Source organism: Amycolatopsis sp. H20-H5, from assembly GCF_035828755.1.
GTDB lineage: Bacteria > Actinomycetota > Actinomycetes > Mycobacteriales > Pseudonocardiaceae > Amycolatopsis.
Genome location: NZ_JAYMZS010000058.1, coordinates 1 through 23,379, shown reverse-complemented (window position 1 = coordinate 23,379; position 23,379 = coordinate 1). Strand labels below are relative to the sequence as shown.

General features: G+C 62.9%; 20 protein-coding genes and 2 pseudogenes. 8 read left to right on the top strand and 14 right to left on the bottom strand.

The window, feature by feature from the left end; genetic code table 11:
- Positions 1-4 precede the first annotated feature (4 nt).
- Together QMK34_RS27690 and QMK34_RS27685 are read right to left on the bottom strand one after the other, a co-directional pair.
- The gene (locus QMK34_RS27690) at positions 5-241 is read right to left on the bottom strand and encodes a DUF4926 domain-containing protein (protein WP_326417413.1); all 237 of its coding nucleotides are present in this window, start codon (positions 239-241) and stop codon (positions 5-7) included.
- Positions 242-591: 350 nt separating this feature from the next.
- Entirely contained in the window at positions 592-957 is a 366-nt protein-coding gene (locus QMK34_RS27685) for a hypothetical protein (RefSeq protein ID WP_326417411.1), read from the bottom strand.
- Between the two features lie 165 nt (positions 958-1,122).
- Here QMK34_RS27685 and QMK34_RS27680 point away from each other — a divergent pair, with 165 nt between their 5' ends.
- Together QMK34_RS27680 and QMK34_RS27675 are read left to right on the top strand one after the other, a co-directional pair.
- Positions 1,123-1,509: a hypothetical protein gene (locus tag QMK34_RS27680; RefSeq protein WP_326417410.1), complete on the top strand. Its 387-nt coding sequence runs from the start codon at positions 1,123-1,125 to the stop codon at positions 1,507-1,509.
- Between the two features lie 4 nt (positions 1,510-1,513).
- Positions 1,514-2,757, top strand: a protein-coding gene (locus QMK34_RS27675) for an IS3 family transposase (protein ID WP_442785231.1) whose coding sequence is annotated in 2 segments (ribosomal slippage) — positions 1,514-1,802 and positions 1,802-2,757 — 1,245 coding nt in all. Because the reading frame shifts where the segments join, the coding sequence is not laid out codon by codon here.
- A gap of 49 nt (positions 2,758-2,806) precedes the next feature.
- On the opposite strand, the gene QMK34_RS27670 is transcribed toward QMK34_RS27675, so the two are convergent.
- Together QMK34_RS27670 and pglX are read right to left on the bottom strand one after the other, a co-directional pair.
- Positions 2,807-2,992 (bottom strand): hypothetical protein, encoded by a 186-nt coding sequence (locus QMK34_RS27670; RefSeq protein ID WP_326417409.1) that lies wholly within the window; start codon positions 2,990-2,992, stop codon positions 2,807-2,809.
- A gap of 18 nt (positions 2,993-3,010) precedes the next feature.
- Positions 3,011-6,496 (bottom strand): BREX-2 system adenine-specific DNA-methyltransferase PglX, encoded by a 3,486-nt coding sequence (gene pglX / locus QMK34_RS27665; RefSeq protein ID WP_326417407.1) that lies wholly within the window; start codon positions 6,494-6,496, stop codon positions 3,011-3,013.
- Positions 6,497-6,637: 141 nt separating this feature from the next.
- On the opposite strand from pglX, the gene QMK34_RS27660 reads away from it, so the two are divergent.
- Positions 6,638-6,904, top strand: a complete 267-nt coding sequence (locus QMK34_RS27660; protein ID WP_326417406.1) for a hypothetical protein — start codon at positions 6,638-6,640, stop codon at positions 6,902-6,904.
- 271 nt (positions 6,905-7,175) lie between these two features.
- Here QMK34_RS27660 and QMK34_RS27655 read toward each other — a convergent pair whose 3' ends face one another.
- Entirely contained in the window at positions 7,176-7,376 is a 201-nt protein-coding gene (locus tag QMK34_RS27655) for a hypothetical protein (protein ID WP_326417405.1), read from the bottom strand.
- Positions 7,377-7,982: 606 nt separating this feature from the next.
- On the opposite strand from QMK34_RS27655, the gene QMK34_RS27650 reads away from it, so the two are divergent.
- Complete coding sequence (locus tag QMK34_RS27650; RefSeq protein ID WP_326417404.1) at positions 7,983-8,675, top strand: hypothetical protein; 693 nt, start codon at positions 7,983-7,985, stop codon at positions 8,673-8,675.
- Positions 8,676-9,221: 546 nt separating this feature from the next.
- Here QMK34_RS27650 and QMK34_RS27640 read toward each other — a convergent pair.
- On the bottom strand, positions 9,222-9,587 hold the full coding sequence (locus tag QMK34_RS27640; RefSeq protein ID WP_326417402.1) for a hypothetical protein: 366 nt from the start codon (positions 9,585-9,587) through the stop codon (positions 9,222-9,224).
- A gap of 64 nt (positions 9,588-9,651) precedes the next feature.
- Between QMK34_RS27640 and QMK34_RS27635 the strand changes: the two genes are divergently transcribed.
- From QMK34_RS27635 to QMK34_RS47930, 3 genes and pseudogenes are all read left to right on the top strand, one after another.
- On the top strand, positions 9,652-9,837 hold the full coding sequence (locus QMK34_RS27635) for a transposase (RefSeq protein WP_326417401.1): 186 nt from the start codon (positions 9,652-9,654) through the stop codon (positions 9,835-9,837).
- Positions 9,838-10,005: 168 nt separating this feature from the next.
- A pseudogene (locus QMK34_RS47935) lies at positions 10,006-10,233 on the top strand (IS3 family transposase); the annotation flags it as partial.
- A gap of 56 nt (positions 10,234-10,289) precedes the next feature.
- Positions 10,290-10,667, top strand: a complete 378-nt coding sequence (locus tag QMK34_RS47930) for an integrase core domain-containing protein (RefSeq protein WP_442785230.1) — start codon at positions 10,290-10,292, stop codon at positions 10,665-10,667.
- A 427-nt stretch (positions 10,668-11,094) separates the two neighbouring features.
- On the opposite strand, the gene QMK34_RS27630 is transcribed toward QMK34_RS47930, so the two are convergent.
- The 8 genes and pseudogenes from QMK34_RS27630 to QMK34_RS27595 form a co-directional block, all read right to left on the bottom strand.
- The gene (locus tag QMK34_RS27630) at positions 11,095-12,138 is read right to left on the bottom strand and encodes a helix-turn-helix transcriptional regulator (RefSeq protein ID WP_326417400.1); all 1,044 of its coding nucleotides are present in this window, start codon (positions 12,136-12,138) and stop codon (positions 11,095-11,097) included.
- 191 nt (positions 12,139-12,329) lie between these two features.
- Positions 12,330-13,571 (bottom strand): annotated as a pseudogene (locus QMK34_RS27625) (IS3 family transposase).
- A gap of 136 nt (positions 13,572-13,707) precedes the next feature.
- Positions 13,708-15,117 (bottom strand): DHA2 family efflux MFS transporter permease subunit, encoded by a 1,410-nt coding sequence (locus QMK34_RS27620; protein ID WP_326417398.1) that lies wholly within the window; start codon positions 15,115-15,117, stop codon positions 13,708-13,710.
- Positions 15,118-15,169: 52 nt separating this feature from the next.
- Positions 15,170-16,342, bottom strand: a complete 1,173-nt coding sequence (locus tag QMK34_RS27615) for a 3-deoxy-7-phosphoheptulonate synthase (RefSeq protein ID WP_326417397.1) — start codon at positions 16,340-16,342, stop codon at positions 15,170-15,172.
- A 757-nt stretch (positions 16,343-17,099) separates the two neighbouring features.
- Positions 17,100-17,432, bottom strand: coding sequence for an ArsR/SmtB family transcription factor (locus QMK34_RS27610; RefSeq protein ID WP_326417395.1), 333 nt, complete (start codon positions 17,430-17,432; stop codon positions 17,100-17,102).
- Positions 17,433-17,511: 79 nt separating this feature from the next.
- Positions 17,512-18,240: an aminotransferase class IV gene (locus QMK34_RS27605; protein WP_326417394.1), complete on the bottom strand. Its 729-nt coding sequence runs from the start codon at positions 18,238-18,240 to the stop codon at positions 17,512-17,514.
- 68 nt (positions 18,241-18,308) lie between these two features.
- Positions 18,309-20,441: an aminodeoxychorismate synthase component I gene (gene pabB, locus QMK34_RS27600; protein WP_326417393.1), complete on the bottom strand. Its 2,133-nt coding sequence runs from the start codon at positions 20,439-20,441 to the stop codon at positions 18,309-18,311.
- A 44-nt stretch (positions 20,442-20,485) separates the two neighbouring features.
- Positions 20,486-21,946, bottom strand: a complete 1,461-nt coding sequence (locus tag QMK34_RS27595) for a carboxylesterase/lipase family protein (RefSeq protein ID WP_326417391.1) — start codon at positions 21,944-21,946, stop codon at positions 20,486-20,488.
- A 280-nt stretch (positions 21,947-22,226) separates the two neighbouring features.
- Between QMK34_RS27595 and QMK34_RS27590 the strand changes: the two genes are divergently transcribed.
- The gene (locus QMK34_RS27590; protein WP_326417390.1) at positions 22,227-23,270 is read left to right on the top strand and encodes an NAD(P)/FAD-dependent oxidoreductase; all 1,044 of its coding nucleotides are present in this window, start codon (positions 22,227-22,229) and stop codon (positions 23,268-23,270) included.
- Positions 23,271-23,379 lie beyond the last annotated feature (109 nt).

The following is a 23,379-nucleotide window of genomic DNA, read 5'->3' as shown; positions in this document are numbered from 1 at the left end:
CCAGCTATCCCTCAACACGTTCGATGGCGGATTCCTTCACGGTAATCAACGCGAGGGTTGAGCCATCGTCGCGGACGAACTCGACTTCATACTCAGGTTCGGAGGTGCCTGTGTCGTAGACCGCGACGATCGCGCCGATCGCGCCAGCGTTCAGGTCGACCGCTTCGACGCCTGGCAAGGGGGCCGATTCTTGGGCCGGGATGCCGTGCTTAAGTGATACCACGTCGTTATCTTGCAGCATGTCGTTTTACCTTTACCTCTTGGCCGGAATGGCGGTCACGAGTGTCACAACTCCATCGTCGTTCTTGATCCATGCGAATGTTGCATCGATCGTAACTGTTCAGGTGCCGACGCGCCGGTGTTGCGGGATGCGTGACGTAGCAACGTTTCTGTGGTGATCTTAGGTTGTGCCGGGTCTGGATGAGATGTCGCTCGCGTTGATTGTCGCGCAGGCCAGGACGATCGAGCGCCGATTTGGCAAGCAGAGGGAACTTCCGAACCATTGCCAGTGGACCGCATCGCGTCATCGCCCTCCATGACCACTCGGTCCTGGAGGGCGATGGGCGGACACTTCCCCGTCACGAGGTGGGCTCAGCAGCAGATCCCAACACTCAAGCCATTGCGCCACGTCGGCTGTATGCACGCTGTGGTGCGCTGCTTGACGTCGACGAGGAACCAGTCGGCGGGAGCCACGTAGAATTCGGGTGCCGTCGGGATGAAGTCCACCAGCACTAGCAGCTCGGTGTCATGTAACAACGGCCGGGTGGCGTCGGTGATCTGCCACTCCCCGGTCCTGCGGGAGATCACCTGCGCCAGCTTTCCGTTCAGGCGCAGTCGGTATCGGCGCTCCTCCCGTTTCACGTCGGCGGGCCGACGGGTTCGGGTGATGGCCTCGGCCACCACCAGGTGCGCGGCCACTGCGTGAACTTGGTCGTTTTTCAGCGCGGACAGGTCCACAGGACCCTCCTCGATTGTTCGCTGGCGGGACATTCAGGGCAGATTAACGGCACGCTAGGCCGCGATCTGCCTACTCGCCATCACGATCGGATATCTCGCGGTAACAGTCCGTAGGTTCAGTGCGACATTCACTGGACATGTTCAGTGAAGCGCGAGGGGGGTGTCATGGCTGATCTAACCGACGCACTGGCTTCCTCCATCCTGAGCGGGACGGTAGGCGCGGAGCTCGACCAGGGGTTGCGCTGGTTCCCGAAGAACATCAAAAGCAACGGAGTACCTAGCAAGATCGAGGGCCGCGCGCGCATCGGAGGGCACAACCTCGGGCACCCATTCGACTTCCTGATGCGGCTGAGTCCGGACAAACCGTGGAGCTACACATGCATCCTCATGCATGTAACCAGCAGTCGGCCTGTCAAACGCCTCGACCTGAGAGGCAGCCACCGGGACCGTGCAACAGACGAACTGTGGCTGAACCAGACGCACAAGCACAAGTGGACAGCTGAGCGGACCACCCCGGGTTTGATGGAGGCTGTTGGTTCTGGGAAGGATTGAGGGCATGGCAGGAGCGAGGAAGTACCCGGTGGAGCTGCAGGAACGCGCGGTAGGGATGGTGCGTGACTTGGAGCAGGAGCTCGGGCGGGGGCGTGGTGCGATAGCTCGGGTGGCGGCTCAGCTGGGTTTGAATCCGGAGACGCTGCGGCATTGGGTGCGTCGGGACGAGCGGTTGGCGGGTTGGTCGGGTGAGCGCGTGGTAGTGCCGGAGTCGGATAAGGATGCGCGGATCGCGGAGATGGAGCGTGAGGTGCGGGAGCTTCGGCGGGCGAATGAGATTCTGCGGCTGGCGGCAGCTTTTTTCGCGAGGGAAGTGGACCTTCGACCGCCACGCTGATGAAGTTTGTCGATGAGTATCGCGATCAGTTCGGGGTAGAACCGATCTGCTCGGTGATCGAGTTTCCGGTATCGACGTACTACGCGGCGAAAAGGCGTGAAGGGGTGTTATCTGATCGCGAGATTCGGGATGGTGAGCTTATTCCGTTGATTCACGAGGCGTGGGCGAACGAGAAGAAGGGAAATTGTTTGTATGGCGCGAAGAAGGTGTGGAAGCAGCTGTGCCGTGACGGTGTGAAGGTGGCGCGGTGCACGGTGGAGCGGCTGATGCGCGCGGAGGGCTTGGAGGGGGCTATGGCGCGGCGCCGTCGGCCGCGGACGACGATGCCTGGTGATGAGTCTCGTCGGCCGCGTGACCTGGTGGAACGTGATTTCCGGGCACCTGCTCCGAACCAGTTGTGGGTCACCGACATCACCTATGTGGAACTGGCTGGTGGCGGGTTCTGCTACGCCGCGTTCGTCATTGATGTGTTCTCTCGCGCGATCGTCGGCTGGCAGGTTCTGGACACCTTGAAGACTGAACTCGCCTTGGATGCCTTGGAAATGGCGTTATGGGCGCGGAAGGATGGGCTCAGTGCAGCGCTGGTGCATCACGGCGACAGGGGCGTTCAATACACATCTATCCGCTATGGTCAGCGACTTATTGAGGCCGGGATAGAACGTTCCGTCGGTCGTAAAGGTGATTCCTATGATAACGCGCTGGCGGAGTCTGTCAACGCTCTCTACAAGAAAGAGGTAATAGTGCGTGAAGATTCCTGGATGGATGCAGCGGAGGTCACATTAGCGACATCGAGATGGGTTTTCTGGTACAATAATCAAAGGTTGCACTCCTGGTGTGGCGATGTTCCGCCGATGGAGTTCGAGGGAGCCTTCTGGGGAGGCGGCCTCGCGCAGTCTTCGGCAGCAGCATGAGACCACAGATGATCAGGTCTCCATCAAAGCCGGGGCGGTCCATCGTTTACTACGTGGTCGACAGCGCGATGTTAGTGAACCCCATCACTGGTCCAGTGGTGTATGCCGCCGTGTTGTCGGGCTCGGTCTTGCCCGTCCAGCCTCCTGTCGCACGCTGGTCGGTGACTTTACCCCGAAACTTGACATGGCCGCTGCTGATGCCGTTACTGCCCTTGATGTCGTGGCCGGATCGCATGGCTTGATCGTCTGGTCACTATTCTGCTTTGGGTGGCCGTCCTCGGCGCGGCTTCGGAGGACGCCAGTTGATCAGATCATCTTTGGAGAGGCCGTGCCGTTCGAGTTCTCCATCGAGGAACGAGGTCCACTTCGGCGTGTCATCGCTGTGCCACTGGGCTAGCCAGGGAAGTAGCTCATTGAATCCCGCCAGAAGGGGTATGAGTTCTGAGCGACCGCTGAGTGAGGTGTTTTCAACTGCTGTTATCAGTGTTCGTAGCGCCGCAGCCTGTTGCGCGTGGTCCCAGCCCGCCCAGCCGAAAGAAGTCTCGGAGTGGGAGGCAGGGTAGGAGATGAAGCGTTCGTTGTGAACATCAAACTTTCCGCGATGCCGCCAGTAGTCGACTTTGAGGAAGTCGGCGGCGGTGAACTTGGGAGGGACGGGATTGGAGTCGTGCGCGCCTGTCGCGTGCTGGTCGCGGCCAGTAGATTGGGCATGATCTTGCGCGCGCTGGGCGATCCAGGTCCGCTCCCAGTCAGCACGCTTCCGGAGCCCGGAGTCCCGGTACCGTAGGGCCGCTGCGCAGGGGACTTGATCACTGCCGAGCAAGCTATGTACAACTTCTGCTAATGGAGTTCCGGGCGCGTATACCGCCATCGCCTCGGTCGTAGCCGGATCGTGTGCTAGGCGGGTGGCGACCTGGCCGAGGGTCCGCGGCCGAGGCTGTCCTTCCTCGAACCAGAGATCCGGGGCTTCGCAGCGGTTGAGCAGCCAGTTGCGGAGCGCGTTGCGCTGTAGTTTGTCCCACGTCTCGGCGGCCCAACGTCGCTTGAATTCTGGCCGTTCGAGGGTGTTGAGATCCGCTCGCTGTTCAATCGCCATGATCCGTCGTTCCACCAGCCTCATGTAGGCGGCTGGCCAGTGCTTCGGCACGGTGGTCACGGGAATGGTCCCGTGTGAGGTGAACCAGGTGCTGCTGGTTTCACCAGCGGTGATTCGTCTTGCCAGGGCGATCTCGAAGGCGCGTTCGCCGACCTGGAGGGGTGGGACGCTGTCCAGTGACACCAGGTCGCTCGTATCCGGCAAGCCGTACTCGCCGTATACCTCCCAGTCGAGCTCCTCTTGAACAGCGATCATCTTTGCTCGAGTCAGCTCCCACTGTTGGCGAGCCGAGGCCAATGCATCGCGTGTCGGCGCGATCCGTTCCGGCAGCAGGGCGTCACGTGTTTGAGTCAAGAGGTCGAGTTCGACAGCTCGCCACTTCGGGAGTCGCCGAGGTAACGGCAAGTTACGAAGCTGACCTGGGGTGAACTCGTAGATTTCTGTCCACGGTTCGCCGGTGCCGGTTTGATCCACCCGCGGGCGGCCTTTGCTTTGGCTGTGCTGCTTCAGCCAGAAGCACGCCGCTGAGGTGTTGAGCGTCGCAGCGAGCTGGACGACGTCTTCCTCCGAAAGCTTGTTGGCGAACTCGATGACGGGAGCCGAGGTCAACGGCGCTACTCGACCACGCACCAGGGCGAAGTGGTTGTGAGTGGCGACCCAGGAGAACACGATCCGAAGTGGGTGTGTCCGTGGGAAGCCGCTCACTTGATGCCAGTCGTACCAAACCCGGCCAGAGTCTAGGTAGGAATCACCTGAGAAGTTCGCTCGACTTTCGAGCACAGTGCGGTACGGCCACAGACGTCGTGCATGACCGGGGTATTTTTCCAAGTCGACGGGCTTCAGCTGCTCATTTCGGGGAAAGAACGCCTCGGCCCGGGGGATCGCTGCCCAGTCGCGCACTTCGGAGCCGGTGATCACCTCGACGATCTCGGGGCCTTCTTCGGTACCGTGACGGTGAAACGCGCCCGGTGGTGCAGTGAAGATGTCGTCCGACCCGGTGCTCGCGAAGTAGCCGATCCGTGCTACGGCGTCGTTCAGCGTGGGATTGTCAGCCGTCATCATCTCGACCAGTTCTGCTATGCCACTGCCGCCGAGATTCCACGGGAATTTCCAGAAAGTGTCCTGCTCCAGAAGAAGCGACTGTGTCCATCGGCTCGTGTAGCCCGGACGGCGGGAGGCTTCGACGATCGATCGCCACACCAGACCATCAGCCGGGCAGGCGGGTACTGCGGGCTCACCCTGAATGCCGTGGACAGTCAGTACTGGATCCTTGGCGGCCGCTGGTCGATTCCGTCCGGCCAGAATGACGGTGGGCGTGCCGTGGCCGGGGATATATGCACCGGATGTGTCGATGATGTGCGTCAACGTCGCAGCGTTCGTGTAGAAGTCTTCGATCAGCTTCCGTCCGAACTGCCGCTTCATGAAGGAGTTCGCTGCCAACAGGCTCACGTGGCCGGCCTTAGCGGATTCGCCTGCTGGGCGCGCGAGCCTGAAGTACAGCTGGCTGAAGGGCACTACCAGCGTGTATGCGCCTGTGCAGGCGTCGTAGCGCTGTCGGTACTTGTGTGCAAGTTGCCGATCCTTCACCGTCGTGTAAGGCGGATTCCCCACGACAACGTCGTAACGCCCAGGCTCCATGAGTAACGGGTAGTCGCCTAGGTCCTCGGTCGAGGGAGCGTCATCTGAAGCGCCTAAGAGCGAGTCGCCCACGGCGATGGAGAGCCGCCAATCGGCGCCGTTGGCAGCCTTGAACGTCGGGTAGCCGGCGGCATGCAGGGCGGCGACGAGCAGGCGAAATCGAGTCACGGTTGCTGCGTACGGACAGAGGTCTACTCCGTGGATTGCGGCGAGGGTCAACCCGACGCGCTGTCCGGCGGGGAGTTCCGGTGCTTCCTCCGTCCACCGCTCAACCAGGTGGTCGAACGCGCTCATGAGAAAGGTGCCAGATCCGCAGGCGGGGTCGATGATGCGTAGGTCACGTAGGCCGCCCTCGTTGAGGACGGGTGTCAAGGCTAGGTCGACGATGTGGTCCGCCACGAAACTTGGTGTCGGAACAAGGGCGTATGTCCTCGACTCCTGCTTGGACAGCTCTTGGTAGAGCGTGGAGAGGAACCGAGTGTCCAGGGTTGTGTCAGTCAGGTTGTGGACGTAATCGCCGTCGACAGTGCGTTGCCGCCAGAAGTCCAGCAACGTCGTCGCTGCGGCTGGTGAGGGCATAGCCTGCCAGAGTGGGTTGTGCTGCCGACTGAACAGCTCGGCCATGGAGGAGTGGCTGTCGGACAGGTAGTCGAACGCGGCGATGAGCCAGTCGCGATCGTTGCGCTGGGGATCGTTCTGGAACCAGGTGTCGGCGTCTGCATGTTGCCGCGGTCCGCCGATGAAGGCTGTGTCTATCAGCGTGTTGTCTTCGGAGAAACGGACGAACACGGTGCCGAGCACCCAGGCCACGGCGATCTGGGCTATCTGGCCGTCTCGTGTTGCTTCCGTCGATGCGGCCGAGCGTCCGGCTTTGATGAGGCGCTGCTGTTCTGAGTCAAGGCGAGCGGTGGCATCGGGATCTTCCAGAAGCTGTTCATGCAGGTCAGTCGCCAGGATCGTGACGAGCTCGCGGAGGTCGTGGCAGAGCCGGGCAGTGTCGAGCATGTCTCTGAGCCTCCGTCGAGGGAAATTAATTGTTGACTCGTGTTAGTGAACGCGAGAAGCTTAGCACTGAGCCCGACGCCGACGAAGCGGTGCGGCACGACGCGGGGCGGTCATGCACTCCGCGCGATGGAAGGGGGTGCCGTGGGTAAGCTTTCTGGCTCGGCCGGCCAGGGTGGCGCCTTGGCCGGCGTTGTCACTGCCGCGGGCACGGCCTTAGCCGGCGTGTCTCCGCTGGTCATCGTGCTGGCGTTTGTTTTCGTTTTGGTTGTCACTTGCCTCCCAGACTGCCTGCGTCACCGCGAGCAGACCAAGAGACGCGCCTACGAACATGATGAACGGATGAAGGCGCTGGACAAATCGACACGATCGCCAGTGGCTGATGTGGTGTCACGATTCGGTGACGTGTAGTCGGCGGTGGAAACAAGCAGTGGATGCAGTCGTGCACGTTTGCGGCAGTACTAGGCGCAGGTCAAAATGATGTTTCACCGATCCTGACTGTGGGTGGTGTCGCGTGGTGCCAGGCACTGTGTCGGCAACGGAGCCCGGACTCGTCGGAGTCCAGTCCCAAATGGTCACCGCGGAGGTTCCCCGGGTGCCGCGGTGGTGGCCATGGCCGTAACGGTAGGCGGGGACACCGGTGTTCCGCGGCTCGTCGAGCTCGTCCGTCACGCGGAGCTGCTCAGCCCATCTTCGCCGGTGTCGTAATGATCGGCAGGGGTGCTGGGAGGGGCTCGTCGGCGTTGAAGGGTGGGAGTCCGAGAGGGAGCGTGTAGTAGGCGTCGCGGACGTTGCGCAGTTTGACCTTGCCGACACCGAATCGTTCCGCGATGGCCTGTCCTGCCGGTCCACGGTCCAGCGGTGCGGGTCTTGAGCGTTCCATCGCGGTGAGCGTGGTCGATCCGCGACAGTAGACTCTGCGGTTCGCTGTCGTCGAGCATTCGCGGACGGCGGGCGAGCCGGGTGAGTTCCTCGATGGCGGCGGTGAGCGGCAGCGCGCGCCGCCGGAAACGCAGCAGCACTTCCGCGTACTGCTCCTGCAGCAAAGTCGTCGACGACATCATCAGCGAACGGCCCCCGCCTCGGTGCGGGTGGTGTCGGCCGCACCGGCGGGGTCACCTCTGAGAGGACCTGAAGTCGGCGGAGTCGGAGGCGGTTCGTAGCTGGGCGACGCTCGAATTTCCATACTTCTCAGCGTGAGCGCTTCGTCGTTGGGGCATGGTGGGTTCTCCCGAGTTCACTCCGTAGTGTCGTTGTCAGCGGCGGCAGGCCGCAGTCTCAGAGCGACTCGAGGGTGTCGGATAGGACGAGAGAGGCAGGGTGGCCCTCGCTGCCGACGGAGACGATCTCGCTGCTTGTGTAGGCCCGCTTCCCGGGCATCGTCCGAGATGCTGACTGGTCCAGAGGGCATCCTCGAGCAACGTAACAGGGTAGGCCACTCGCGCGACTACTGAACGTCTCTACCTTTTGCGACACGGAAGGTTGGCCGTTGTCCCTACAAGTAATTGTGATCGTCGTCGGATCCATAATGGTGGCCGCAGGTATCGCCGTCCTCGTGCGCAGCGTCAGGGAAAAGAGAGATGACACTCTCATGGCTGCACGCATTGGCCCCATCGAACTGCATGGCGGGGAAGGGACTGTGCTTACCCTACTTGGTGGTCTCGTAATGCTCGCCGGCATCATGTGGCTGCCTGATGCCGAGAATCCTAAGGAGTCACCTTTCACCTCGACCGCAATTGCCCCGCCGACACCGTCGTCGTCCGGGGTATCAATAACGGCGCCGCCGCCATCAGCAACTCAGGTCGTTATCGAATCTCCTACAGCCGGACAGAAAGTGGTTGGCAAATCTGGCGTTCTTCTTGAAGGGACCGCAGGCGGCAGTGATGATCGGAAGCTGTGGTTGTTCGATCATGCGAACGACGATCAGTACTACTTGATCAGCAGTGCTCCATTGACTGTCACCGGCGGCCGGTGGATGGTTCAAGACCCGCAAGTCGGGTCGACGACGTCCGCGGACGACGGGCACACATTCGTGCTGCTTCTGGCCAGGGCAGATGGCAGATGTGCAGCTAAGCTAGCAGCCGCTACCCCCAATGCCAGTGGCGACATCGTATTCCCTCGTCTACCGGACGGGTGTGACAATGTTGCTTGGGTAAATGTTGTCAAGGCGTCCCCGCGGTGACCTGGTGAATTCATAGTGATCGCGTCGCTGTTCGTAGATATCGGCGCTGACATGACAGGACACGCCTGAACCGCGATGCGATCATCCCCGACTTTCTCACGGCGTCATCCCTGGACAGAGCGCTGGGCGGAGCTCAACCATCGTCGGCACGCTCGTGCGGAAGACTGTATTCGGGAGGCCAAAGCCAGCGGGCTGCGGAACCTGCCCTGGCGTGTGTTCGTCGAGAACACCGCCTGTCTGCACACTGGCCCGCGCCGAAATCGGCACCTTTCGCCACCTCGTACTGCACATCGGCGCCCGAACCATTCATGGCGCCCGGCAAACTCGGTTCCGCATCGAAAAACTGGAAACAGGTCGACGCTGCCGCAGCAGACTGGCTCAGAATCCGCGCCGCCGTCACCTGGCCCGGACAACCCTGCCTCTTGTAACCGAAAGAACCGGAGCAGTAGCCCGAGCCCCCCTGCGGCGAGCTCAAAAAACCCGCAGCAAGATCTACTTGACATCATGCGAGAGGTCGGGATTGGGCGGCATACCGAAAACAGTACTCTACGTGCCACCTGTCCAGTACTGTTTGGCCTTCTCTGTGATTCCGTAGAAAGCCCCTTTCTTCATTTGCAGATTCAGGTCAGGTCGGCCATCTGCTGAGATTTGATGCTGCTCCTGTGGGTGCAAGGCAGGCAAGGGCTTCCGGCGTTTTTTGGCGAGTTCACGAGGAATGCCTTCTCGGATGAAAACGGAGGCAAGCGCGGATGCCTTGCCCAGTGTCATGCTTGTACCCGAGGACGTGGTAGGCCCGTAAAGTGTCAGCCAGTCAGCGACACCGCAAATGCGCAAGAATTCGTCTTCGGAGGTAGTGTGAATCCATGCAGATACGTTATTCTCGCCATACTCAAGCAGGTCACGCGCGATCATTTGAGGTTCCCCCTTCGGGCCGGACACTCTGAGCCCAGACAGTGGTCTAGGGAAGGATGTCCTGGTGCCACGCTTGTCGAAGTATCCCGAGCAGTTCCGCAAGGACGCGGTCGAGTTGGTTCGCACCTCGGATCGTCCGCTGCGTCAGGTCGCCCGCGACCTGGGCGTGAACCACGAGACCTTGCGCGCCTGGGTCACGACCGCCGAGAAGCTGGCCGTCCGCCGCGTCGGGCGGTGCCGATCAGGATGAGTTGCGGACGCTGCGTAAGCGGGTGGCGGAACTGGAGGTGGAGAAGGAGATTCTGCGGAAGGCAGCCGCCTATTTCGCCAAGGTGATGGGTCGTTGACCTGCAGCTACCGGTTTATCTCCGAACACCGCGCCGCGTTTGGCGTCGCACTGCTGTGCGGGGTCTTGGCTGTGCGCCGTCCTGGGTTCTACGAATGGATCGCGGCCGCGCCTGTCGTCAGAGCCGCGCACGCCGCGGCCGAGGAGGAACTAGCCACCGAGATCGCGCAGGTCCACACCGAGCACCGCAAGCGCTACGGCTGCCCGCGGGTCACCATCGAACTCCGCCGCCGCGGCCACGTGGTCAACCACAGACGCGTTGAACGGATCATGCGCGAACGTCAGATCGCCGGACTCAGCCGCCGGCGACGTCGGTCGCTGACCAAGCAGGACACCACCGCTGCACCGGCCCATCAATGGGGCGGGTCGGGTCCTGCTACGACAACGCCGTCGCGGAGTCGTTCTTCGCCACCCTTAAAACCGAGATCGGGACCCAAGTCTGGGCTACCCGCGACGACGCCCGCCGCGCAGTATTCGCCTACCTCGGCTACTACAACCACGACCATCTACATTCGACACTCGACTACCGAACACCCCACGAAACCCGCATGAGCTATCGTCACAACATCGCCCACGCGGCACAAACCCCGGTGCCCGGTTCCCGGGGGGAACCTCAGCCTACGGGGCTGTCAACGCCCAGCCGGATCCGACATCGCTGCGCTGCCATGAGGCTTCCGGAGGTGCAGAGCCCTTTCTGGGTGGATATCGCTCGACCGGAGCGCTCACGCGCCTGACCAACGAGACGTCGTCACGATGACAAGCACGACAGATTACCGGACCTGACCTTTGAAACACGGCCGAGCCCGGTTCGCCGCGGCGATTTTTCGTATGCCCCCCGCGCCGGCCGTCGGTGGGAACCTGTCGGCGATGTCCCCATCGGCGGCGGGTTCCCACCCATCCTGCCGGATCCACGATGTCCCCCAGCCCCAGTCAAGACTCATCCCCAAGATGACCTAGTGGCCACCAAATCCCAGATCACGCTCACACCTGGGAGATCGATCTGCGCCGGACCGCCGAGCAAGTGCCGACGACCCTGCAGCGGCTAGCCACTCTATCGACGGACCCCATCCGACAGCTGCAAACCATCCGAGCCTTGGCCCGCTGACGCCGGCCCCGGCGATCGTCCACGCTTCGCAGTGCTCGCCTCGAACCCGAGATCGGTCAGCTCTCGATGAGTCCGGCCCTGGCTGCGGCGACCCCAGCTTGGAACCGGTTGGCGGCGCCCAGCTCGTCCATGATGGTGGAAATGTGGCGGCGTAAAGTTCTCGAGCACACGCCGACGCGGCGGGCGACTACATCGTCCTTCAGCCCCCGGGCCAGTAGATTGAGGATGCCGGCCTTGAGATCGGTCAGGGTCTCCCCGTAGGAAACGGCATCGGTTGCGAAGTCCGTGCCGGACTGCCAGACGTACTCGTACAGCCTGTGCAGCAGGGCAATGATCATTGGCTCGTAGACGGCGATGACGCTGGGAATGTCCTCGTCCGATGCCTGATGGGGCAGGAACGCCACGTCGTCGCCGACCAGAACCAGGTTGTCGAAGATGTGGTTGGACGTGCGGACCTGAGCACCCAAGTCGGTCATCCGGCGCAGGCGGGCTCGGGTGATGGTGCTGGCACGGGCCGAGTGCGCGCAAACCAGGCGGATCGGCATCCCGCTCAGTGGCATCGGCAACTCGGTCGGCAGGAAACTCTCGCTCGGCCTGCGGTCGAACGACTGCATGGCCAGGACCTCCGAGGAGGAATTGTGCAGGACGTCGGTCATGTGGAGCCACGCCTGTTGCGGGTCGAGCAGGGAGACCACTTTGTCCGTGTTCTGATGAGATCGGCGCAGGGTGCTGAAGATATCCGAAAGAGTGTTCAACCGCTCGTGGATGCTCGCAAGTTCACGTCGCTTGTCGTTGACCGCTTGCTGCAGCGGAATGACCAGTTCGTTCTGCGCGGCATCCGGACTCATGGCCTGGAAGCAGTCGTATGCTTCGGAATACTGCAGCAGTCGCAGGTCACGGAGCAGGCCCATAGCCTGCTTGACGTCGTCCGGTGGTAGCCGCAATACGTCCGCTGCTTGGGATATGGTTGCGGGTCCTTGTGTCAGCGTGTATTCGTAGACGTGGACGACCAGTTCGTCGTCTACCCCGTGGGCGATGTACGGGGGGCGGACCTGACCGGACGTGGTCGGTATGCAGCTGGGAGCGGGATTCTCTGGCATGACGGGGACCTTTCGGGAAACGCACGCTTGTGCGCGTGCTCCTATTGTTCATCATGATTTTCCGTGCACGTACCGGCACCGGTCTCTCCGATCGGAAGGGGCATGACACTCCATCGAGCAGAGTGTCGTCATATCGCCCTCGGTCATAGTGGACCGCCCGGGCTTTGATGGAGACCTGATCATCTGTGGTCTCATACTGCTGCCGGAGGCTGCGCGAGGCCGCCTCCCCAGAAGGTTTTCTCGAACTCCATCGGCGGAACATCACCGCACCAGGAGTGCAACCTCTCATTACTATACCAGAAACCCATCGCGATGTCGCTAACCTGACCTCCGCCGCATCATTCCAGGAGTCTTCACGGACAACTACCTCTTTCTTGTAGAGAGGATTGGCGGACTCCGCCAATGCGTTATCATAGGAATCACCTTTACGGCCGACGGAACGTTCAATTCCAAAATCAACAAGCCGTTGACCATAACGAATAGATGTGTATTGAACACCTCGGTCGCCGTGATGCACCAATGCCGCACCGAGTCGATCTTTCCGCGCCCATAACGCCATTTCCAGGGCAGCCAAGGCGAGTTCGGTTTTCAAGGTATCCAGAACCTGCCACCCGGCGATCGCACGAGAGAACACATCAATGACAAACGCGGCATAACAGAACCCGCCACCAGTCAGCTCGACGTAGGTGATGTCGGTGACCCACAGCTGGTTCGGCGCAGGCGCATGGAAATCACGCTCCACCAGGTCACGAGGCCGCCGAGACTCATCGCCGGGCATCGTCGTCCGCGGCCGCCGACGCCGCGCCGTCGCCCCCTCCAGACCCTCGGCGCGCATCAGTCGCTCAACCGTGCACCGCGCCACCTTCACACCGTCGCGACACAACTGTTTCCACACCTTCCTCGAGCCATACAAACGATTTCCCTTCTTCTCGTTCGCCCACGCCTCCCGAACCAATGGAATCAACTCCCCATCCCGAATCGCACGATCAGAGGGTGCGCCTCCCCGCTTCTTCGCCGCGTAGTACGTCGACACCGCAAACCCGATCGTCGAGCAGATCATTTCCACCCCGAACTGGTCGCGATACTCATCAACAAACTTCGTCAACGCGGTGGTCGAAGGTCCACTTCCTTCGCGAAAAAGCCGCCGCCAGCCGCAGAATCTCATTCGCCCGCCGAAGCTCACGCAGCTCACGCTCCATACCCACGATCCGCGCATCCTTAGCCGACTCCGACTCCACCACACGCTCACCTGAGGAACCCGCCACCCGCTCGTCCCGACCCACCCAGGCCCGCAGCGTCTCCGGATTCAGGCCCAGCTGCGCCGCCACCCGAGCGATCGCCCCACGCTCCCGCCCGATCTCCCGCTCCTCCTCACGCACCATCCCCACCGCGCGCTCCTGCAACTCCACCGGGTACTTCTTAGCTGCTGCCATGCCCTGATCCTTCCCAGAACCAACGGCCTCCAAGGAACCCGGGGTGGTCCATAGGGCCTTCGGGCGGCGGCCTTGGGGTGACAAGGCCGCCGCCCCACCAGGCGGGTGTGAGCAGAGAGTTATTAGTACGGTGTCGTCATTCGGTCGGTTGTGTCTGTGGAACGGGAACTTCCGCAGGCTTGGACTTCACCAGCCACAGGCCAGTGAAGGCAGCCGTGACTAAGGTGACTACACCGGCGGCGATAAAGGCGCTGTTGAGACCGGACTCGAAGGACGCCCCGCCGGATTCCTGGGTGTGGACGATGGCGCCGAGCACCGCCACCCCGAGCACAGCACCGATCTGTCGGGAGGTGCTGCTGATGCCCGACGCAAGACCGCCGTCTTGCGGGTTGACTGACTGAATGGCGGCGCCTGTCAACGGCGACATGGTCAATGCGAAACCGGTGCCGGCGATCACCAACCGCCACGCCACGTCCCAGTAGGCAGTGTCCGCACCCACGACACCCAGCGTCAGCAGCCCCAGCCCGGCCAGTGCCATGCCTATGGTGATCACGATCCGGAAGCCATGCCTGGCGGCCAGTCGACCCGCATACGGGCTGACGATCACCATGGCGAGCGAAATGGGCAAGGTCTTCAATCCGGCACCCAGAATTGAACTGCCTTGCACGGCGACGAAGAACTGCGAGAAGAAAAAGACCGAACCCATGAGCGCGAAACCGACTACGACCATGGCCGTGTTGGACACAGCGAACAACCGCTGCCGGAACAGCCGCAGCGGCAGCATCGGCGCCGCACTGCGTCCTTGGACGGCGATGAACGCGGCGAGGATCACGATCGCGGCGGCGAAGCTTCCCAGGATGATCGGCGAGGTCCAGCCCCGGGAGCCGCCTTCGATCAGCCCGTAGGTCAGTGCGCCGACACCCAGGATGGACAGCACCGTTCCCGGGACGTCGATGGCCTTTGCGTGGGGGTTGCGAGACTCGCGCAGGGAGGGCAGAGCGGCGAGCACCAGTACCACGCCGATCGGCACGTTGACCAGGAAAATGGAGGGCCAGCCGAAAGCGTCCACCAGGATGCCGCCGGCCAGTGGTCCCGCCGCGAGACCGATTCCGCTGAGACCGGCCCACAGCCCAATCGCTTTGACTCGTTCCTGCGGAATTGGGTGAGCGGCGGCGAGCAAGGCCAGCGAAGCGGGGCTCAGTGCCGCGGCTCCGATGCCCTGCAACACCCGTCCGGCGATCAGCCAGCCGAGCGACGGGGCGAGGGCGCACAGCACGGATGCGATGGTGAACACCACCACGCCGAACAGGAACACCCGCTTGCGGCCGAAGCGGTCGGCGAAGACGCCACCTGACAGCAAGAGCATAGCGACCAGCAACACATATGCATCGACAATCCATTGCAGGCCGGCTAAGTCGGTGTGCAATTTCTGCTGCATGTCGGGAAGCGCCACACCGACGATGGTGCTGTCGAGCAGCACCATGAACTGCCCCAGGCAGGTCATGGTGAGCACTATTGCCCGGTTGGATTGAGTTTGTGTTGGCACGAGCGATCCTTTCTGGTATACCAATATCTATTAATCCCGCGGTGAGCGACGCTCACGTTCCGGCACGGGCCGTAGAAATTGATGTCGCTTCAAGCCATGAGCTGAAGTGTCGCTGTGGTGCCATGAGGCTGCCCGCCACCTGGGCAAGATGTAACGTCTGTTCCGGATTCAGTCGAGGATCACATACACTGCAGTAATTCGTGGCAAGATAGGTATCGTCGACGTTGGTCTCGACGCACTCGCTGACATCGTCGCTGCACACCTCCAGGTGTAGTCCCCCCGGGACGACTCCCGTGTCGTTGCAGGCACTGAAGAATGCCCGCAATTCCTCTTCGATCTCGGCGACAACACGTGTTTTCACGCCTGCCGGGCTGACGACGGTATTGCCGTGCATCGGGTCACAAAGGACCCGATCCACTAAACCCTCGGCGGCAATGCAGGTCAGCAGGGCGTGGCTGAGGTCGTATGCCCGTTCACGACCCATCCGGAAGATGAAGGCCAGCCGGCCCGGGATGTTGTCCGGATTGAGCACGGCATGTAGGGACAGCAGTTCCGCCAGGGTGGCGGTCGGCCCGATCTTCACCGCGATCGGGTTGGCTATCTCGGCGGCGAAGGCGATGTGGGGTCCGGCCGGCGATCGCGTGCGCTCGCCGATCCAGAGCAGGTGCGCAGAATGGTCGTAAAGTCGGCCGTCGTCGGCGCTGTGGCGTGTCTGCGGCTCCTCGTAGTCGAGCAGGAGCGCCTCGTGTGAGGTGAACACACCTGAGCCATCCAAGTAGGAGAGTGTTTTACCGGAATGTTCATATGCGCGAACCAGATTCCATGGATCGGGGGTCCGTTTGGCCGACGAGAAGTCCGCGTCGTTCACGGCGTCGCCGAAGTAGGACGGCATGGTGATCCCTGCCCGACGCTCCAGCGGTGCAGATCGAGGCTTCGCGTACTGCCCAGCGATCCGTCCGACGGTCACTACCGAGCGGCCGCACTTCGCCGAGATCACATCGGATGTCGTGCGCAGTAGCGACACACGCTTCGCGACCGACCGCTGTGTGTTGTCACGGAAAGTTTCGGCGCAATCTCCAGCGTGGACTAGGAAGGCCGGTTCCGCCAGCCGGGCATGTAACTCGCGAATATTTGAGTCCGGCACCAGCGGTGCGGCACGGGCCAGCGTGCCGCGGGCCCGGCGCACCTCTGATTCCGCTCGCCAATCCGGCTGATAGTCACGCATGTACGTGGTCGCGAATCCGCTATAACTCATTGCCCCCCCAGGGAAAACATGAACAAGCCCGGACGTACCGCGATCGCACGTGCGTCAGATCGTACGGCAAAACCGATCGGACGTGTCCGAAGGTTCGAGAACTCCACGGCAAGCGATTTGCGATTAATCGAAGATTGTGGTCAGCTTGCCAAGCCCCGTGGATCCTCCTCTTGCGGCCCACCGCGGTGACGATCGACCTTCAGTGCACATTGGATACGAGTTCGGCTGAACTGTGCGTGTTTCGTTCCGCATAGTACAAGTCTGCCGCTGCGGAACCAGTTACTCTAGAATCAGGTACCTCGAACGAGTAAGGTCTGCGAGCCGGACGAAGGTTATCAACAAATATGGCCGCCGGGTTACCACTGCCCAGCTCAACTTCACCGGCGCCGGCAATTGCTACTAATAGCCGGTATGTACGATTTGTGTATCGGTCGGCTGTTTGGCTCGACTGTAGGGCAGGCTTCCAAGGGTTCTCGCGTGCGCGGGTAGGACAATGACGGCGGCCGTATCTATAGCGTATGCGGCGAGACAGCTTCGTTCGTGCGACCTGCTCGACAGGTTCCGCACTGAACCGCCAGCGGCAATCACTCTCCCGGCACGACGACGGCGGGCCGATCGGTTCATAGTTCCTGCTGGACAGCGGGCATGCCCCGGATCGTTCCGGCATTTCTCCGATGCGCACGACGCTCCCCTCAGTGCTGTCGTCCCGCGGTGGGCATGTGTCCCCTCAGTTCGGCGTCCAGGTCAACGAGGGCTCGTCGGCGCTGAGGCGCAAGATCGAATCGAGTAACCCCGGGAAGCGGTCGTTCAACTCGTCGGTGCGTAACCAGATCCGCCGACACCGGCCGTCGACGGCCATCCTGACCACCCCGGCCTCGCGCAGCACCCGCCAGTGACTGGTCAGCGTCGATTTTGGCACGTCCATGCCTTCGACCGCACAGGTCAGCCCCGGACTGGCGAGCGCTCGCTGTACCAGTTCCAAGCGCACCGGATCACCGAGTGCGTACAACACGGACGGAAGCGTCAGCGACTCAGGCGCGGGTTCGGGCAGTAGTCGCATGACTACGAGGGTACCAGATGATGCGATAGTTCGGGATTGTCGGACCATGGTGGTCGTCGGGCTGCACGGCCGAGTTGACCTAGGAGCAGGCGATTGACGCTGAGGCGGACGCCAGTGCGTCCAGACGTGTCTGCCAGCTGTGCGCGCGCGGCGCCGGCCCGGCTGCAGTCGTGGAGCCGACCCATTCCAGCACCGGTCGAACACCGTGCAGTGCGTTGACCGCCCACGTTTCGAGGCCGGCGAGGTCCGATGGCCGGGGACACGCGTAAGCAACACGAATTCGGGAGTCGGCCGCGAGTCGCAGGAGGGTCATTCGTGTGACGCTGGGCAGCAGGTCCAGGCGGTCGGAATCGGGCGCGTACAGGGTGTCGTCACGCCACCAAAGCAGGCTGGTCGTCGTCCCCTCAATCAGCCTGCCGTCCTCGGAAAGGATGACCGCTTCGTCGGCGCCCTGACGCTGGGCCGCCGAACGCACGCCAGCCAGCCAACACAGGTCGGGCCCCTTCACAGACGGATGCCGCCGCTGGTCGGGGCCGTGATGCACCCGGAGCCGGATGGTAGAGGTCCGAAGTGGCGCCGGCCGGAGCCACAGGTGGAAATTCGGCTCGTCGTCGACGATGGCGAGCTCCAGCCGGGGGAACCAACGGCCGACGGTGGGGATGCGGCGCAGGGCGGCGCGTAGAAAAGTGGTGGTGCGTTCTTGCGGTACGGAGAACGTGGAGGCGCAGGCCGTGCTGAAACGGTCGATATGCGCTTCGAGCGAGACGACCCGACCGTCGGTGACCAGCCAGGAGTCGATGACGTCCACTCGTAGGTCAGGCGGCACGGTGGAGAACCTGCCGCTGGATTCGGACCAGCACCAGCGTTGGCCTTCGGTCACAGCGGACGCCCGGTGCTCTGTGAGGCGAGCGACGGCAGTGCCCGCAGCGAGGCTTTGGCTTTGAGGAGCATTTCGTCGAGTTCGCCGGCGGGACTGGAATCGAGGACGATTGCCCCGCCGGCACCGACGCTCAGCTCGTTGCGGAACCGGACGGCGGTGCGAATCACGATGTTGAGATCGGCCGTGCCGGTCAACCCGAGGTAGCCGAGGCTGCCCGAATAGATCCCGCGGGCCTCTGTCTCGAGTCCGTCGATGATCTCGACGGTGCGCAGTTTCGGCGCGCCGGTCATCGATCCGCCGGGAAAGCAATGGCGTACGCAGTCCACTGTGCTGATCTCCGGGCGCAGGACGCCCCTCACGGTGGATACCAGCTGGTGCACAGTGGCGTAGGACTCGACCGCCATAAAGCTTGGGACGCTGACGCTACCGATTTCGCAGACGCGGCCCAGATCGTTGCGCAGTAAATCGACGATCATGAGGTTCTCTGCCCGTGTCTTCACGCTGCTCGCGAGTTCGGCGGCCAAGTGGGCGTCGCGGACAGGATCGGTGCTGCGTGGTGCTGTTCCCTTGATGGGCTTTGTCTCCACCGCGCGGTCGGCGTCGATCTTCAGGAATCGCTCCGGAGAGGAACTGAAGACCGTTACCTCACCAAGCCGCAGCAGCGCCGCATAAGGCGCCGGGTTGGACGCGCGCAGCCTGCGGTAGTACGTCAGGTCGTCGCAGTCGAAGGGGACCCTGACCTTGTTCGTCAGGCATATTTCGTAGCTTTCGCCGGCGACGAGCTGGCGCTGGCATTCTTCGATGTCACGGACGTACCCCTCGGCATCCCTGACCAGTGATGGGCGCGGATCGACCGTGTCGTCGGCCTCCTCGGCCGCGGTCGCTTCGTCGATTTCCTCGGCGGTGTCGGCCCGGCCGAGCAGCGAGACCAGGGTGGCGGCCGTGCCGTCGATCCACTCCTGCGCGGACTTCCTGGTCTCCGGGTTACCGCGGTGCAGCGCGACGACGTAGGTGACTCCGAGTTCATGGTCGAAGGCGATCAGGCGATCGGCGAATATCCAGGCGGCATCCGGTGTTTCGGCGTTGTACCGTCGCCTGGCGCCGAGGTCGCCTTTCAGCTCGTAGCCGAAATAGCCGACGTAGCCGCTCGTGAAGTCGAACGGCAGCCCCGGGTCGGTCAATCGGCGTTCGGCGAGTCGACCGTCCAGCACGTCGAAGATGGTGCCGCTCTCCGCGTGAACGCCCGCCGCATCCCGCACCAGCACGGCGTGGTCGGCGAGCCGGTAGGTGAGTACCTCGCTGAGCGGTCCGGAGGCGTCGCCGAGGAACGAGAACCGGGACAATCCCGCCTCGACACGACTGCTGTCGAGCCAGAAGGCGAACTGCGACTGCCCGAATAGCTCGGTGTACGCCGCCTCGGTGTCCACAACACCCGGGACCGTGAGTTCGAGAAGCTGGTAAGCATCGCGGGACGAGCCGGTCGGCGGCTCTGGATCGGTAGCTGCCGGCTGGGCCGGCGCCCGGTCACGAGTCCCGCCTCCGGTGTTGCATGCCGCGGCGGTGACTGCCCGGAAATTCGCGATGATCTCGCGGCCGTATTCCGACGCGATGGATTCGGGGTGGAACTGCACCCCCCATTGAGGGCGGGTGCGGTGCCGGATCGCCATGACAACACCGTCTTCCGCCCACGCCGTGGCTTCGATCTCCTCGGGCAGCGGATTGTCGATGCACAACGAGTGGTAGCGGACGGCGGTGAAATCCTGCGGGATGCCGCTGAACAGCGCGCCGCCGTTGTGTCGGACCTTGGTGAGATGACCGTGTCGCGGCTGGGGAGCGCGGTCGACCGTTGCTCCGGCGGCGTGAGCGATCGCCTGGTGACCGAGGCAGACTCCGAGCACCGGCAGTTCCGCTCTGGCCAGTATGGCCCCTACATATCCCAGGTCACGCGGAGTCTGCGGGCTGCCAGGCCCAGGTGAGATCACAATATTGTCGAACTGCGTCAGGTCCAGGGTCGCCAGTACTAGATCATCGTTCTTCAGAACGGTCGGCTCGCAACCGTTCACGTCGGCGATCAGCTGGAAGAGATTGAACGTGTACGAGTCGTAATTGTCGATGATCAGGCTACGCATCGGGATACCCCCGGACGGGACGTCGGACTTCGGCGTGGGCATGGTCAGCTACGGGTTGACACGGCGAATCGGGCGTCCCAGGCGGCACGATGGTGTTCGCGGGGGTCGGGCTCGACCCGGCAGACGGTGTCGAAGATCATGACCGAGCGGTCTTCGTCGTATCGAGGCCAGCCTGGATCGCCGGTCGTCGCGAATTCGACCCAGCTGCGACGCAGTGTTCGGCCGAGGTCGATGGGAGCCTCGGGGCCGACCTGGGGCGCGAAAGCGGGATCGGTGAGCTGGTCGAAGAGGAAAGGCACCTCGAGGAAGTGGGCCGCACCGTAGTGGCCGTCGAAAGCTGGGGACTGTTGCCACGTGAATTCGTAGGCGAAGGTGTTTCCGCCGGACGCGGCGTGCAAGTGGGCGAGCTCGACGGCGGGGCCGCGGAAGATCCAGTTGGTGACCGCTTCGGTGAGTTGCTCACCGGGGGAGAGGTGCCCGTAGAGGAAATCGGCGGCCGTGCGGCACGCCTCAGGCAGGGCGTAGGCGTTCCGGGCATCGAGGAGGTCCTGCTCGGTGGCCGAGTGGAACTGCCCGTTGCGCATCAAGAAGTAGCGGGACTCGTCGCGGTTGGTGCCGATCAGCAGGTCGACCGACGACGGGATGCGTTCGCTCAGCGTGGATTCGAGAAACAGGGTGCCGTCCACTACCGGCATGTACGGGCTGAACCAATAGGTGTACGGGTGCCAGAGGCGAGCGTCGCGGAAGCGGACGTCCAAACCGCGCTGGCGACGGCCCAGCAGTTGCCGGAGCGGGAGCTCGCGCAGGTCGGTCTCGGCTTTCAGATCGGTGAGGATGCGCTTGGCGAGCGCGTGCCCCTCTGCTGCCTCGGCGACCACTGTTAAGCACGGGCTCTGCAGGATGGCCCGGTGGATGAGCCCCTCTGCGGCGGCGGTCTTGGCGATCGCCGAGATGATGGCGCTGCCGGAGGAGTTGCCGAAGGCTGTCACGGCATCCGGGTCGCCGCCGAAGCGCGCGATGTTGTCGCGCACCCAGCGCAGTGCGGAGACGACGTCGCGCATTCCCGCGTTCGTGGTGCCTCCCTGCACGGACAAGAACCCGTCCACACCGAGGCGATAGTTCATCGCGACCACGACGACACCTTCGCGCGCGAAGACCGACCCGTCCGCGCGGGGGGTGGAGGCACTGCCGGAGATATAACCGCCGGCGTGCACCCAAACCATGACCGGCAGCCGGGCTGCCCCTGGATCGGGGGTGTAGACGTTGAGGGTCAGGCAGTCGGTTCCCCACGGGTAGAGGGGCGTGGCGTCCACGAGCGAGAAGGTGTCGGGCTGCGGTGCTGCCGGGCCGAATTCGAAGGCCTCACGCACTCCGTCCCATGCCTGCGGCGGGCGAGGAGGTTCGAACCGGTTGCTGCCAAACGGATCTGCCGCGTGTGGGATTCCCTTGTACGAAAAGACGCCCTCGTTGACCCTGCCAGCGACTACGCCCGAAGCAGTGGTCACCAAGGACTGCTCAGTCCCGCTTTCGTGTGCGGTCAATGCCGATCCCCCTTCAGAAGCGAATTTCCCGGCACCGGGTCGTCGCTGGACACGACACTAGGTATCAGGAGCAACCCGTCGCAATCGCCGGAGGCGGCTGACCACAATCGGCCACTGCAGTAGCAGGCCGTTCGCAGCTTGCCGAATGTGGCCATCCACTTCCGGTGGTTGCGGGCGGCGACTCCCGATATCTAGCGTTCGTCGCGTCCGATGTTGAGCGCTGACCGGAGATGAGGAATCGCTGATGGGGGAGAGTACTCAGGTACTGGTGATCGGTGGCGGGCCTGCCGGCAGCACGGCCGCCGGACTGCTGGCGAAACAGGGCATGCAGGTGACCCTGCTGGAGAGTGCCACCTTTCCGCGCTACCACATTGGTGAGTCGATCTTGCCCTCGGTGCTTCCGGTGCTCGATCTGCTCGGCGTCCGGGAGAAGATCGACAACTACGGTTTCGTACGGAAGAACGGCGCGTATTTCGAATGGGGGCCCGAGAACTGGGACCTCAACTTCAACCACCTCACCGGTGCCGGTGGGTACAGCTACCAGGTGGTTCGATCCGAGTTCGACCGCATCCTGCTCGACAACGCGGCCGAACTCGGCGTGGACGTCCGTCAGAGCGTGAAGGTCACCGACATCGCATTCGACCAGGGCAGGCCAGTTTCGGCCAGCTGGGTCAGGACTGCGGATCGCGCGGTTACCGGGGAGATCAGCTTCGACTTCCTGATCGATGCTTCCGGCCGGGGTGGCGTCATGGCCACGAAGTACCTCAAGAACCGGCGCTATCAGGAGGCATTCCGCAACATCGCGGTGTGGTCCTACTGGCGCGGGGTCGCCCCGCTCGACCGGGGCCCGGAAGGTGCTATCGCGGTGTGCTCGGTGCCCTACGGCTGGTTCTGGGCCATTCCCTTGCACGACGGGACGCATTCCGTCGGGCTGGTCGCCAAACGGACGACGTTCGTCGAGGAACGGGACCGGCTCGGTGGCATCGACAAGGTGTACTTCGACGCGCTCGCGCAGTGCCCACGGGTCGCCGGCATGGTCGAAGGTGCCAAGCGGCTGACCGACTTCAAGGTCGAGCAGGACTACTCCTACACGTCGGAGAGCTTCAGCGGCCCGGGATACCTGATGATCGGTGACGCCGCCTGCTTTCTCGACCCCCTGCTGTCGACCGGGGTTCACCTGGCCACGTTCAGCGCCCTGCTCGGCGCCGCGGCTATTTCAGCTGTGGTCGAGGGCGATGTGTCCGAGGAAGAGGCCACCGCGTTCTTCGACGGGTGTGGTTCGTTTTGAGGGAGGGGCTCACCCAGCGAGGATGTAGTCGTTTTGCTGGTGGGTGTAGCGGGTTTCGTGGCGGCGATAATGTTCTTTGAGCAGGTGGTAGGCCCAGTACTCCTCAAGG